This is a genomic window from Pseudoalteromonas xiamenensis (assembly GCF_017638925.1).
Classification (GTDB): Bacteria; Pseudomonadota; Gammaproteobacteria; order Enterobacterales; family Alteromonadaceae; genus Pseudoalteromonas; species Pseudoalteromonas xiamenensis.
Window position 1 is genome coordinate 1,512,433 of sequence record NZ_CP072133.1, and the last position, 14,869, is coordinate 1,527,301.

Here is a 14,869-nt window from a genome sequence, read left to right on the forward strand (position 1 = left end):
TGTCTCTTTCATCATATATAAACAAAAATGACAGCGCTATCAATTTTTCCTCATAAAAAAGGCGCTTCGTCGCAGAAACGCCTGAAAAGACTAGTATCCGGCAGCTTGGCCGTCTTTTCTAGATTCTGAAGCGCCATAGTAAACACCCGTAGTTGGGTCACGCATGATGGCTTGATAACCGCCATAAGGTCCAACCATTTCCTGCAACTTATGGCCTTTTTCGATAAGGCTACGACGAGTTTGAGCACTGAAGCCATTCTCAAGATGCACAGAACCGCCATCGAGCATAATTTCGTCCGTCGGCTGACTTGATCCCGAATGTAGGATCCTTGGCGCATCGCCAGCTTCTTGAAGGTTCATGCCAAAATCAATCATATTGATCAGGATCTGGGCATGCATTTGCGGTTGAGTTGCCCCACCCATAACACCAAAGCTCATAAAGGGCTTACCTTCTTTCGTCACAAAAGCTGGAATAATGGTATGGAAAGGACGCTTGCCTGGAGCATAAACGTTGTTATGACCTTCTTTAAGACTAAATAATTCGCCTCGATTTTGTAACACGAATCCGAGTGTTGGTGGTGTCATGCCTGATCCCATTCCTCTAAAATTACTTTGAATAAGTGAAACCATGTTTCCGTCTTTATCAGCCGTGGTCAGGTAAATGGTATCACCTTCAACAGGTCCAGCATGGTCACGCTTAGCGGCTTTCTCAGGGTCAATCAACGTTCGTCGCGATTCTGCATACTCTTTTGATACTAATTGTTTTATAGGGAGAGAATTGAAATCAGGATCTGCATAATATTTTGCTCTATCTGCAAACGCCAATTTCTTCGCTTCGACAAACGTATGTACGTATTCGGGGCTATCAAAACCCATTGCTTTTAAGTCAAAACCCTCAAGTAAGTTTAAAATTTGTTGTGCAGCGATACCTTGCCCGTTTGGTGGTAATTCCCAAAGCGTGTAACCACGATAATCCACGCCTATCGGTTCAACCCACTCACTATGGTGTGTTGCTAAATCTTCGTAACTTAAATAACCACCTTGCGCTTTCATATATCTGGCAATTTCTCGCGCTATTTTTCCTTTATAAAACGCATCTCGTCCTGTATCAGCAATTTCCTGATAGGTTTTGGCTAATGCCGGATTTTTGAATAACTCTCCTTTTCTAGGCATTGTGCCACTTGGCATAAATACTTCTTTAAAGCCTGGATACTGCCCGCGAACCGCCACACTCTTTTGCATGTAATAAGCGATAAGTTCACTGACCGGAAAACCCTGTTTAGCATACTCAATTGCAGGGGCAAGCAATGTTTTCATTGGTAATTTGCCAAATTTAGCGTGCAGTTCAAACCAGCCATCAACCGCGCCAGGAACAGATACAGGAAGCGGGCCGTAAGATGGAATTTTGGTACCTTGCTGTTTAAGTATATCTAGCGTGAGCGACTTTGGTGAGCGACCACTTGCGTTAAGGCCGAATAGCTTTTGCTGTTTGGCATCCCAAACTATCGCGAACAAGTCGCCGCCAATCCCAGAACCCGTCGGTTCCACTAAGCCAAGCATCGCATTCGCGGCAATCGCTGCATCGATAGCGGTTCCTCCTTGTCTCATGATATTTAGCGCTACTTGAGTTGCCAATGGTTGCGAAGTTGCAGCCATCGCATGTGGAGCGATGACTTCTGAACGACTTGCAAAATGCTCTCCCGTTATCCTATCAAAACTGGAAACTGAGAAACTTGAGAGAAGCGTTAACGTGAGTAACAAGGTGTGCTTAGTGAGTGAGCCTACCGACTTTGTAAGTATCATTATTTTTTTCGTTATACAGAGAATTGGTGTATTCACTTTATCGCTCAATTTCAAAGCAGCAACGTGATTGCGACCAATCCTAACTGTACTGAGACAAAAAACCCGCCATACGGCGGGTTTCGGTACAAATATAGTCCAAAAAAGACTTACCAGATTTTCACACGTTCTTCTGGTTTGATGTACATTTTGTCACCTTCTTTTACGTCAAATGCTTGGTAAAACTCAGGCATATTAGACAGAATACCAATTACACGGTATTGACTTGGTGAATGTGGATCCGTCATCAAACGGTTACGTAATTCTTCGTCACGGTATTTACGACGCCAAATCTGACCCCATCCCATAAAGAAGCGTTGTTCGCCCGTGTAACCATCAATTACTGGCGCCTGCTTTCCACCTAGAGAGATATGATACGCTTTGTAAGCTACAGTTAAACCACCCAAGTCACCAATGTTTTCACCCAGTGTCAATTGGCCATTTACGTTCGCATCGTCAAATGGTTTGAAACCATCGTATTGAGCAACCAATTGCTTACCACGAGTTTCAAACTGCGCAAGATCCGCTTCACTCCACCAATTACGAAGGTTACCTTCACCGTCGTATTTCGCGCCTTGGTCGTCAAATCCGTGACCTAATTCATGGCCGATTACTGCACCGATAGCACCATAGTTAACCGCATCATCCGCTTCTAAGTTAAAGAAAGGCGGCTGTAGAATAGCGGCTGGGAATACGATTTCGTTATTTACTGGGTTGTAGTACGCATTCACAGTTTGTGGTGTCATAAACCACTCTGAGCGATCCACTGGTTTACCCAATTTTTGAGCCATATCTTGATATGCCCAAGTATTGTGTCGAACATAGTTGCCGACTAAGTCATCTGGATTGATCTCAAGCGCTGAGTAGTCTTTCCATTTGTCTGGATAACCAATCTTAGGCGTGAATTTGTTGAGTTTTTCTTTCGCTGCGACTTTCGTTTCAGCACTCATCCACTCAAGACCATCAATCGCTTGCTCAAAGCCTTTGATTAGATTTGCAACTAAGCCTTCCATACGCGCTTTCGCTTCAGGTGGAAAATACTCTTTGACGTAAATTTTACCAAGAATCTCACCTAACACTTCATTACTCGCGTCCACCGCTTTTTTCCACGTTGGTGATTGCTCTTTCACACCGCGTAAAGTCGTTGAATAGAAGTCAAAGTTTAGATCAACCATCTCTTGGCCAAGTAAATTAGCGAAATCGTTTACCGTGTGGAATGCTAAATAGTTTTTCCATACTGCTAAATCAGTTTCACTGTAAATAGCACCTAGCTTTTCAAGATAACTTGGTTGGCCCACGATAAGTTCAGATATCGACACACCTGCAGCATTCAAATATGCAGAAGCATCAATATCACCAAGTAGCTTGTTCATGTCTTCAACAGACATTTTGTTATACGATTTCGTTGCATCGCGAGTTTCCACACGGCTCCATTGAGCTTGTGCAATTGCCGTTTCAAGCGCAAGCACTTGCTCTGCCGCTTTATCTGAATTCGCGATACCTGCACGCATAAGTACACTCGACATGTAAGCTACGTACTTATCTCTAATCGTTTTGAATTTTTCGTCGTCTTTTAAGTAATAATCACGGTCAGGTAAACCAAGACCTGATTGATATACATATAACGCATATTGGCTTGAATTCTTCTCGTCATTATTTACGTACCAACCAAAAGGCATTGTCACACCTTTGATTTGTAAATCCGCCATCAACTCAGATAAGCCGTCTTTACTTTCCAACGCCGCAATTTCAGTTAAGTAAGGCTTGAGAGGAGCCATACCGAGTTCATTACGCGCGTTGACGTTCATGTAACTTTTATAGAAAGCACCTAACTTGAACTCATCGCTGTTTGTGTCAGCAGTAAGCTTTGCAGAAGCCGCTTCCAGCACTTCCTTCATCGCATTTTGTGAGTTTTCATAAAGCTGAGTGAAAGAACCGTAGTTTGATTTATCTGCAGGAATTTCTGTACGAGCAAGCCATTTACCATTGATATGGTAATAAAAATCATCTTGCGCGCGGACCGACTCGTCCATATTAGAGAGATCAATACCTGATTTCTGTAATGCTTGTTCTGCTGCTGGTTTTACCTGTTCCGTTGCGACCTTTTCGCCGCAACCAACAAGGCCTAGTGCAAGCGCAATACTTGCTGCCGTTAATGTAATCTTTTTCATCGCCATCTCTTTGTATACCCGACCCATTCGCTAAATGCGTGAGTCGTTTGTTGTTAATAGTGAAGCAAACTTGAGTAGTGTACCCTTCTAAGGTTTACACTGAAAACCATGTATTTTGTAACAAGATATGTGTCTCTATTTCAAGATTGCTGCGATAATTTGCTTGTTCGCCTCTGGAAATTCATAAGTAGAAAGTTGTTGCTTATCAACCCAACACAAAGGTTGACCTTCCAACCCTTTAGCTTCGCCTATAAAATCTTGAACTAAAAGAACTTTAAGCGATACACACTTATCACCATAATCATGATCAATGGTGATTAGCGGTGTTGCGCTTTGAATAGTAATATCGACTTCTTCCTTAAGTTCTCGCTTAAGTGCGTCAAATACACTTTCATCCTGTTCAATTTTGCCACCCGGAAATTCCCACAAACCGCCTTGATGTTGTTCTGCTGAGCGTTTGCAAATGAGTATTTGGTTATGGTGTTCAACCACGCCAACAGCGACGTTAACTTGCTTTTTAGACATATTTACTCCATAAAAAAAAGCGACTTACGTCGCTTCTTTCATTGCGTTGTGATTAGCTCAACTTACCACAACACTGCTTGTACTTTTTACCTGATTGGCAAGGACATGCTTCGTTACGACCCACTTTAGGTTCATTACGTGCAACCACTGCACCCTCAGGAATTTCGCCACCAATGTGTTCTGCTTCTGCATGCTGATATTCACGTGGCGCTTGCTCACTGCGACGATGCTGTTCTTCAACTTTCTCAACATCTTCTTCCGCACGAACCTGTACTTTACTCAAAATTCCGACAACATCGATCTTCAAGTTTTCAAGCATTTGCGAGAATAACTCAAAAGATTCACGCTTGTATTCTTGCTTAGGATTCTTTTGCGCATAACCACGTAAGTGGATACCTTGACGTAAATGATCCATTGCAGCAAGGTGATCTTTCCAATGCTGATCTAAGCTTTGCAACATCACTGCTTTTTCGAATTGGCGAAGCACTGATTCTCCAACCATTTCTTCTTTTTGCTTATACGCTGCTTCGATGTTTTCAAGGATACGTTCACGCAATAATTCTTCGTAAAGTTTATTGTCGTCTTGTAGCCACTGCGAAATCGGTAAACTAACAAGGAAGTCGGCGCGTAAGCGTTCTTCAAGCCCAGAGATATCCCACATTTCCGCTAAGCTCTGCGGTGCGATGTATTGATTGATAACATCGTTCACTACATCAGCTCGAATAGCGGTAATAGTCTCTGAAATATCGCCTTCTTCTAGCAGTTCATTGCGTTGCTCATACACCACTTTACGCTGGTCATTCGCCACGTCATCGTATTCGAGAAGTTGCTTACGGATATCAAAGTTACGCGCTTCGACTTTACGCTGTGCATTTTCAATCGCACGGTTTACCCACGGGTGTTCAATCGCTTCACCACGTTGCATACCAAGCTTACGCATCATGTTGGTCATACGTTCGCCAGCGAAGATACGCATCAATGCATCTTCCATCGACAAGTAGAATCGGCTTGAGCTCGCATCACCTTGGCGACCAGAACGACCACGCAGCTGGTTATCAATACGACGAGACTCGTGACGCTCAGTACCGATAATATGCAGACCACCGGCTTCTAAGACTTTCGCTTGCGTCTCTTTCCAAGTCGCTTTAATGTCTGCGATTTGCTCATCCGTTGGATTTTCAATTTTTGCAACTTCCGCCTGCCAATTACCACCCAACATAATGTCCGTACCACGACCAGCCATGTTTGTTGCAATGGTTACTTTTCCAGGAAGACCCGCATCCGCGATGATTTCGGCTTCTTGCGCATGGAATTTCGCATTCAGTACATTGTGTTCAATTTTTTCTTTGCGTAAAAAGTGAGACAAATACTCTGAGTCTCTCGATTGAAATTGTACCAACTAAAACTGGCTGACCGCGTTTTTGACAGTCGCGAATGTCTGCCAAAATGGCTTCGTACTTTTCTTCTTGAGTCAAATAAACCAAGTCAGTACGGTCATCACGGATCATCGGTTTATTCGTAGGAATAACAACGGTATCTAAACCATAAATAGATTGAAATTCAAACGCTTCAGTATCTGCAGTACCCGTCATACCGGCAAGTTTTTCGTATAGACGGAAATAGTTTTGGAATGTGATCGAAGCCAGTGTTTGGTTTTCGTTTTGAATACGAACACCTTCTTTCGCTTCAACGGCTTGATGAAGACCCTCAGACCAACGACGACCTTCCATCGTACGGCCGGTGTGTTCATCGACGATCACAACTTCGTTGTCTTTCACAACATAATCAACGTCTTTTTGATACAGTTTATGAGCGCGAAGTGCCGCATAAACGTGACTTAGCAACGTGATATTGCCCGCTGAATACAAAGAGTCGCCTTCTTGTAACAAACCTCGAGAAGTTAGTAGCTCCTCAACTTTAACTTGGCCGCGTTCAGTAAGGTGAACTTGCTTACTCTTTTCGTCAATCGTGTAATCGCCGTCACCTTCAACACCTTCTTCATCTTCTTTTTCTTGTTGAATCAGTTCAGGGACGATCGTGTTGATTTCAGTGTAAAGTTGGCTGCTGTCTTCCGCTGGTCCAGAGATAATGAGTGGAGTACGAGCTTCGTCAATAAGGATTGAATCCACTTCATCCACAACCGCGTAATGAAGAGGGCGCTGTACGCGTTCATTAATGCTAAACGCCATGTTATCGCGCAAGTAGTCAAAGCCAAATTCGTTGTTGGTTCCGTACGTAATATCGGCCGCATACGCTTCTTTCTTTTGCATTCCCATCATACCTGGGACATTGCAACCCACGCTTAAGCCTAGGAACTCGAAAAGCGGACGGTTATTTTCAGCATCACGTTTTGCAAGGTAATCATTTACCGTAATAACGTGAACCCCTTTACCCGTAATACCGTTAAGGTAAGCAGGTAACGTTGCTGTTAACGTTTTACCTTCACCTGTACGCATTTCAGAGATGCGACCTTGATGAAGCACCATACCACCAATCATCTGTACATCGAAATGACGCATGCCATACACACGTTTTGACGCTTCACGGACCACTGCAAACGCTTCTGGTAATAAGTCATCTAGACTCGTACCTGCATCGTAACGTTCACGGAATTCGGCGGTCTTCGCTTTCAATTGCTCGTCAGAAAGGGCACTGATGTCTTTTTCTAATGCATTGATGAGGGCGACTGTTTTTCTTAAGTTTCTAATGGTGCGGTCGTTTCGACTACCAAACAGTTTGGTAAAAATTTTAGTTATCATGTTAAAACCGTTACGTTATTTTTGATGAGCCGCGTGCTCACCTTCGTCAACTTAATGTTAAGTTGAATAGCTCTAGAGTCTAAAAAGTTGCCATATCATACCAGACTTAACGACGCTGCAAACCAATTGATGAAAATGAATGCATAACAACGTTAAAAATCTTATTCGAGACAACAAAATGTACATTGTATTGGTAAGATATGAAGGCGGCATGACTGAATTTCAAGTTTGATCCAAAAAACAAATCTCCGATTCTCACCCAACCCGAACTTTGCTAGACTTTAACCCAACTGCTGCAATTTATCGCATTAAAAAATGGCTAAAAATCGTTACGCACCAAAACCTGTTGAAGAGGTATTTCAAGGAATGTCCGTAAGTAATAAATTACGCACATTTGCTTCACAGACAGCGAAACAAACTGAATTGCAACAAGCAGTTGAACTGGCTCTAGGGCCTATTTTAATTAAAAAATGCCGTGTATCTCATTATCAAAATGGCACTCTCTTTATTGAAGCGGCTTCAGCGACGCTTGCCACTCGATTAAATTACATGAGAATGGATATTCTATCCGCCGTGCGTCAAGCCGGTTACCCTGAATGTATTCAGGTGAAAATCTCCAGCTCTCCGGACGCTCAGACTCGGTTTGCAGTAAAAGAAAAACAAACAGCTTACCAAACATCTAACAACAGTGCTAAACGACAAATGAGCGAACAAACCGCTGAACATTTAAATGCGATTGCAGAAAATGCCCCGCAAGGCTTGAAAGAAAAGTTACAGCGCCTTGCTAAACACGCCGGCAAAGTATAACAAATACCGAGAGTAGGACAACTAGCTGCAATGTTGCACTTTGCCGCTGATTTTGTTGATTTTCAGACATAAAAAATGGCGCCTAAGCGCCATTTTTCTTAATCAACTCAATTATGCAGTAACAAGTTCCAATCCCGGTGCGGGCATGTGAACTTGTTCATCAAACGTCGCCCATTCCCAAGCAGATTCTGTCGCCATAATTTGGCGCAGTAACTTGTTGTTCAAACCATGACCTGATTTGAAACACGTAATTTTGCCAAGAATGTTATACCCCGCCATAAACATGTCACCTACACAATCTAGGATTTTATGCTTAACGAATTCATCCGGGTAGCGAAGACCATTCGGGTTCAATACTTTAAACTCGTCTAGTACAACCGCATTATCCATGCTTCCACCTAATGCTAGGTTGTTAGCATGCATGTACTCGATGTCTTTCATAAATCCGAAGGTACGAGCACGGCTGATTTCTTCAGTAAAACTGCGTGGCGTGATATCAAGACCAATACGTTGGCGACTATCATTAATCGCAGGGTGGTTAAACGCAATCTCAAAATCGATATGAAAACCGTCGTAAGGCTCAATTTCAGCCCATTTATCACCGTCTTCAACACGTACTTTTTCTTTGATACGAATAAACTTTTTCGCTGCATTTAGTTCTTTAATGCCACCTTTTTGAATAAGGTAAATGAACGGTAATGCACTCCCGTCCATAATTGGCACTTCAGCACTATCAAGTTCGACGATTAGATTGTCGATCCCTAATGCAGCAACAGCTGCAATTAAATGCTCGGTTGTGGATAGACGAACACCATCTTTGTTTGTTAAACAGGTACACAACTGCGTATCACCAACCGCTTCCGGTGTAGTTTCAAAGTTCACAACAGGGTTGAGGTCAACGCGACGAAATACCACACCGGTATTCGCACTCGCGGGTCGGAGAGTAATAGTGACCTTTTCGCCTTTGTGAAGCCCTACTCCAGTTGCTTTGACTACTTCTGCAATCGTACGCTGTTTTATCATAGGTTCGCCCACTCTAATACATAAGGGTGCGGATCGTATCACAGATACGACCAGCTGCCAAATTGTTTAAACATCAACCAATGATTTTTCATTGATTGTATGTTCACCGAGCACAACTTACGGTTAATTAATCGCTTTGCTTACGCAAAAATGCAGGAATATCAAAATAATCTGCATTATCTTTCTTAGCCGCTGGTTTTACTGATTCTGCTTTTGGAGCATCACTTGCTTGCACTTCAGGTTTTGACACCATCCCAAGATCATCATCCGAAACTGGGCTAGTGAAACTTGGTACAAACATACCTGCATTTGTGCTTGAGACTCATTGTTGGGGTTGTATCTGCACCCACCGCCTTTTTGAAATTGTTATTCACAATGCCAAATTGAGGGCGACGATCACCGCCTAAACCTGTCGCTACAACAGTAACGCGCAACTCTTCACTCATTTCAGGATCAATAACTGCACCGACTACAACAGTTGCATTCTCAGACGCCAACGCTTTCACATGGTTCCCCACAATCTCAAATTCTTCGATCGTGATATCCATACCTGCGGTGATATTAACGAGAATGCCTTTCGCTCCCGTTAGATCTACGTCTTCAAGTAATGGGCTTGAAATCGCTGCTTCTGCTGCTTCTTGTGCTCGATCTGGACCGGTTGCTGACGCAGTCCCCATCATCGCTGTGCCCATTGCCGACATAACCGTTCTTACGTCTGCAAAGTCGACGTTGATTAGACCTGAACGCGTAATCAACTCTGCAATGCCTTGTACCGCACCGTATAACACGTCATTAGCTTTGCCAAACGCATCGAGAAGCGTCGTGCCTTTGCCTAGAACTTTCAGAAGCTTGTTATTCGGGATAGTGATAAGTGAATCAACGATTTCAGCTAGTTCAGAGATACCTTGCTCTGCCGCCGCCATACGCTTTTTGCCTTCAAGGTCGAAAGGACGTGTAACCACTGCAACCGTCAAAATACCCATGTCTTTTGCGACACGCGCAACGACAGGTGCAGCACCGGTACCAGTACCACCGCCCATGCCAGCTGCAATAAACACCATATCTGCGCCTTCAAGCGCGTTACGGATTGATTCTTCATCTTCTTCGGCTGCTTTACGGCCTACATCTGGATTAGCTCCAGCACCTAGACCGGCGGTAATTTGCTTGCCTAGCTGAACGGTAATGTCAGCAGCTGACTTACGTAATACTTGCGCATCAGTGTTTGCAACGATAAAACGAACGCCTTCGATTTGTTGTTTTACCATGTGTTCAACGGCATTTCCGCCGCCGCCACCTACACCGATGACTTTGATGACAGCTTCTTCGCTGTGCTGTTCCATAATATCAAACATCTTCATCACTCTCCGACTATTGAGTCTTAAAACTCACCCTGGAACCACTTTGTCATGCGACTCCACCAACTATCCTGCTGGTTGTCCTTCGATTTTTGTGCATTCATCGTTTGCAACGTACGGCCATATTGTAAAAGACCAACAGCCGTTGCAAAAGCAGGATCGTTAACATAATCAGTAAGACCCACTACACCGAGTGGCTTACCAACTCTTACTGGCATTTGGAAGATTTCTTCCGCCACTTCCAAAGCCCCTTGCATCTTTGCCGTGCCGCCCGTAAGGACAACTCCGGCTGCAATTTGCTCTTCAAAACCTGCGTCGCGAATTTCTTCGTAGGCAAGTTCAAATAATTCTCTAAAACGTGGCTCAACTACCTCTGAAAGGGTATGTCGAGACATCAATCTAGCTGGACGACCACCAACACTTGGCACTTCGATTGTTTCTTCACTGCTCGCCATTTGGCTGCTTGCGCACGCGTATTGTACTTTAAGCGATTCAGCATGTGAGATAGGTGTACGGAATATTTTTGCAATATCCCCCGTCACTTGATTACCTGCCACTGGAATGACCGCTGAGTGACGCAGAGCGCCATTAATGAAAATAGCGATATCCATTGTGCCACCGCCAATATCGACAACCGCAACACCAAGTTCTTTTTCATCTTCCGTCAACACAGAATAAGAAGACGCTAAAGCGCCGAAAATCAGTTGGTCGACGTGCAATCCACAACGTTCCACACATTTTTCGATGTTTTTTGCCATATCATTGGAACACGTAATGATGTGCGCACGAGCTTCCATACGCACACCACTCATACCTAAAGGGTTTTTTATCCCTTCTTGCATATCAATGCTGTATTCTTGTGGTAATGAGTGCAACATTTTGCGTTCAGCAGAAATAGGGACTGAGCGCGCAATGTGGATCACATTGGCAATATCATCATCAGTGACTTCAGCATTGTTAATCGCCACAACACCACTTTCGTTTTGACACTGAATGTGCTTTCCAGAAATACCTAAGTACACCGAGCTTATGCGGCAATCTGCCATCAATTCAGCTTCGTCAATCGCACGACGGATGGAGTCAGACACTAAATTAAGGTCGTTCACGCCACCTTTATCCATACCATGAGAAACTTGACGACCCACACCGACAATACTTAATTTATTGTCTGCGGTGATTTCACCGACCGTTGCAACGACCTTTGACGTTCCAACATCTAATCCAATTACCAAATTTCTCTCAACTGATTTGGTCATGCTGCACTCTTATTTTGTGATTGTTCTTTATCTGGGTATTTCCAACTGACCGCAAGGCCAGTGTCATAACGCAAATCGACTACATCTATCTGCGCGCCTTCAGGTTTTTCCAAATGCGGAAAAACGTCTATAAATCGTTGTACTCGTTTCGCTTTTTCGGTCCGCCCTAAATTCAAACGGATCCCATTATCTAGCCATAGTTGCCATGCAAATCGTTCAGACAGCGCAAGGCTCTCTAATTTGAACTGATTCACAGCCAATAGCGCTTTTAGCTGACCAAACACTTCCCACGCTTCTTGCTCACTTCCCTCGGGGCCATACAGTTGCGGCAGATGTGGGGGCAATTTGTCGCTATTCGCTTGAAACACTTCCCCAGCCTGATTGAGCAATAAATCACTGTTCCAAATGGCCACAGGCGTATGCTCAACAACATAAACTTGCAGTGTATTCGGCCACTGCTTTCTAACTGAAGCTGTAGCAACCCAAGGTAGCGCTTGCACTTCTCGCTGAACCTGTTTGACATCCAATTCAAAGTAGCTGCTCAAATCAACTTTTCGAATTGCCTTCAATATTTCATTTTCATTTGTGTACTTTGGCTTTCCAAGAACAGCTAACTGTTTGATTTGAGCGTCTTTATGAGTGACCAACCAATCACTCACACCAAAGAACAACTGCCCAATGCCAATCACGACACAAAGGAAAAAGCTTACCCCGCCAATCAACGACCAGTTTTGACGTTTTGCACCGCGGTAAACCTTTCCCAAAAATGCTCGCATATTAAAGTGTTTGCTCCAAAATGCGAACAACTAATTGCTCAAATGTTAATCCTACTGCTTTCGCAGCCATTGGCACGAGAGACTTCTCGGTCATACCCGGGACGGTGTTTACTTCCAATAAATAGAAATTTCCCGCTTCGTCTCGCATTGCATCAACGCGACCCCAACCATTTGCGCCGACTAGGTCAAATGCCTGCTTGGCAAGCTTTTGCAAATCAACGGTCTCCGTCTCGCTAAGCGCGGCAGGGCAATGATATTGTGTTGTTGTAGACTGATATTTTGCCTGGTAATCGTAAAAACCGCGAGGTGTAGTCATTTCAATTACTGGCAATACTTGATCACCTAGCACCGAAACGGTGAATTCACGTCCCGTGATCCACTGCTCTACTAATACTTGGCTGTCGTACTTAAACGCTTCTTGTAGCGCAACATCCAGCTCCTGAGCATTTGAAGCTTGTGACATACCAATGCTTGAGCCTTCATGGCTAGGTTTCACCATTACTTTGCCCAACTTGGCAATGATTGCTTCTGAATCAAAAGGTTCTGAAGCCGAAACCACTTCGTAAGGCGCGGTACTCAGGCCTGCTGACTTAAACAGATGCTTACAACGTACTTTGTCCATTGCAAGCGCACTACCAAGTACGCCACTGCCGGTGTACGGTAAATTCAGATATTCCAGTGCACCTTGCACCGTCCCATCTTCACCGCCTCGACCATGCAACGCGATAAATACGCGTGATACATCCAAATCTTCAAGAGCAGAAAGAGATTGTTCCTTTGGGTCAAACCCAAACGCATCAATACCTGCATTCTGTATTGCGTTTAATACGGCATTGCCTGACTTCAACGAAACTTCACGCTCCGCTGAATGCCCGCCTAGTAAGACTGCTACTTTACCAAACTGGCTCATAATCCACCTGTTTTAAAACCGAAATTGAAAGTTCTGCCGCCGCCAACTTTTTCACCAGTTGACCGATATTGCCTGCGCCTTGTGTAATGACCAAATCATTGTTTTCCATGACATCCGCAAGGACTTGGCCCAACTCAACGTGATTTGCCACATGAATTGGTTCGATGCCTCGCTTGCGAAGGCTTCGACATAAACTCTTACTGTCAGCACCGACTATTGGTGCCTCACCTGCTGAGTACACATCCAACAAGATTAATTGGTCGACTTCAGCAAGTACCTTTACGAAATCTTCATATAAATCGCGCGTACGACTGAAACGATGCGGTTGATAAATCATCACTAAACGTTTATCAGGCCATCCTGCGCGTGCTGCTTGGACAGTCGCTGCAACTTCAGATGGATGATGACCGTAATCATCAACCAGCATGACGTCACCTTTCTCGGTCGTGAACGTTCCATAATGCTGAAATCGACGACCTACCCCGGCAAACTTAGCTAGTGCACTTAAAATCGCGTGATCCGCGATGTCATGATCTTTTGCTACCGCAATTGCCGCCGTCGCGTTAAGCGCATTATGCAGACCTGGCATATTCAAAGTCACATTCAAGCTATGACCTTGTTTTGTCACTACGTTAAATGTCGAACTGCCGCTGGTTTGCGTAAATTCACACAAACGGTAATCCGCTTCACCATTCAAGCCATATGTGATCACAGGGCGTCCAAAACGCGGGATCAACTCATTGATGACATCTGAATCACTGCAAACCACCGCTAAACCATAAAAAGGCAGGTTGTGGATGAATTCGACATAAGTGTCTTTCATCTTTTCAAAATCGCCACCATAGGTATCCATATGATCGGCTTCAATATTCGTGACAACAGATACCATCGGCTGTAAATGTAGGAAAGACGCGTCTGATTCGTCTGCCTCAGCGACAAGATAATGGCTGCTGCCTAATTTCGCGTTTGTACCTGCACTGTTTAACAGACCCCCAATCACAAACGTAGGATCGAGACCCGCTTCTGCAAAAATACTCGCAATCAAACTTGTCGTTGTAGTTTTGCCATGCGTACCCGCAATAGCAATACCATGACGATAGCGCATCAACTCCGCGAGCATTTCAGCACGGCGAACAACTGGAATACGCGCCGCTTTTGCAGCTGCAATCTCCGGGTTACGCTCATCAATTGCGCTTGAAACTACCACGACATCAGCATCTTTCACGTTGTTTTCATGGTGACCAATAAACACTTCTGCACCCACTTTGATTAACCGTTCAGTCATCGCACTGGTTGCAAGATCAGAACCGGTGATGCGATAACCTTCAACAGCCATCACCTCAGCAATTCCCCCCATGCCGGCACCACCGATGCCCACAAAGTGAATCGTGTTGATCCGTCTCATTGCTCTTGGTTTGTTCGTTTCTATCACGTGATTCTCTTATTAA

At 44.2% G+C, this 14,869-nt stretch carries 9 protein-coding genes and 2 pseudogenes; 1 reads left to right on the top strand and 10 read right to left on the bottom strand.

Features of this window, described 5'->3' with window-relative positions; genetic code table 11:
• Positions 1 to 90: 90 nt before the first annotated feature.
• From ggt to secA, 4 genes and pseudogenes are all read right to left on the bottom strand, one after another.
• A complete protein-coding gene (gene ggt, locus J5O05_RS07355) occupies positions 91 to 1,803 on the bottom strand; it encodes a gamma-glutamyltransferase (RefSeq protein ID WP_208844228.1) in 1,713 nt (570 codons plus the stop codon).
• A gap of 146 nt (positions 1,804 to 1,949) precedes the next feature.
• Positions 1,950 to 4,010 carry a M13 family metallopeptidase gene (locus J5O05_RS07360; protein WP_208844229.1) on the bottom strand — a complete coding sequence of 687 codons (2,061 nt, stop codon included), beginning with the start codon at positions 4,008 to 4,010 and terminating at the stop codon, positions 1,950 to 1,952.
• A gap of 135 nt (positions 4,011 to 4,145) precedes the next feature.
• Positions 4,146 to 4,535, bottom strand: a complete 390-nt coding sequence (gene mutT, locus J5O05_RS07365) for an 8-oxo-dGTP diphosphatase MutT (RefSeq protein WP_208844230.1) — start codon at positions 4,533 to 4,535, stop codon at positions 4,146 to 4,148.
• Between the two features lie 52 nt (positions 4,536 to 4,587).
• Positions 4,588 to 7,294 (bottom strand): annotated as a pseudogene (secA, locus tag J5O05_RS07370) (preprotein translocase subunit SecA).
• A 315-nt stretch (positions 7,295 to 7,609) separates the two neighbouring features.
• Between secA and J5O05_RS07375 the strand changes: the two are divergent.
• Entirely contained in the window at positions 7,610 to 8,101 is a 492-nt protein-coding gene (locus J5O05_RS07375; protein WP_208844231.1) for a DUF721 domain-containing protein, read from the top strand.
• A gap of 111 nt (positions 8,102 to 8,212) precedes the next feature.
• Here the strand turns inward: J5O05_RS07375 and lpxC are convergent, their stop codons facing one another.
• The 6 genes and pseudogenes from lpxC to murC form a co-directional block, all read right to left on the bottom strand.
• Complete coding sequence (gene lpxC, locus J5O05_RS07380; protein ID WP_208844232.1) at positions 8,213 to 9,124, bottom strand: UDP-3-O-acyl-N-acetylglucosamine deacetylase; 912 nt, start codon at positions 9,122 to 9,124, stop codon at positions 8,213 to 8,215.
• A 127-nt stretch (positions 9,125 to 9,251) separates the two neighbouring features.
• Positions 9,252 to 10,476: pseudogene (gene ftsZ / locus J5O05_RS07385) on the bottom strand (cell division protein FtsZ).
• 26 nt (positions 10,477 to 10,502) lie between these two features.
• Positions 10,503 to 11,735, bottom strand: a complete 1,233-nt coding sequence (gene ftsA / locus J5O05_RS07390; RefSeq protein ID WP_208844233.1) for a cell division protein FtsA — start codon at positions 11,733 to 11,735, stop codon at positions 10,503 to 10,505.
• Complete coding sequence (locus tag J5O05_RS07395) at positions 11,732 to 12,511, bottom strand: cell division protein FtsQ/DivIB (RefSeq protein WP_208844234.1); 780 nt, start codon at positions 12,509 to 12,511, stop codon at positions 11,732 to 11,734. The genes ftsA and J5O05_RS07395 overlap by 4 nt, the downstream gene beginning before the upstream one ends.
• A gap of 1 nt (position 12,512) precedes the next feature.
• A complete protein-coding gene (locus tag J5O05_RS07400; protein ID WP_208844235.1) occupies positions 12,513 to 13,421 on the bottom strand; it encodes a D-alanine--D-alanine ligase in 909 nt (302 codons plus the stop codon).
• Complete coding sequence (gene murC / locus J5O05_RS07405; protein WP_208844489.1) at positions 13,405 to 14,826, bottom strand: UDP-N-acetylmuramate--L-alanine ligase; 1,422 nt, start codon at positions 14,824 to 14,826, stop codon at positions 13,405 to 13,407. The genes J5O05_RS07400 and murC overlap by 17 nt, the downstream gene beginning before the upstream one ends.
• Positions 14,827 to 14,869 lie beyond the last annotated feature (43 nt).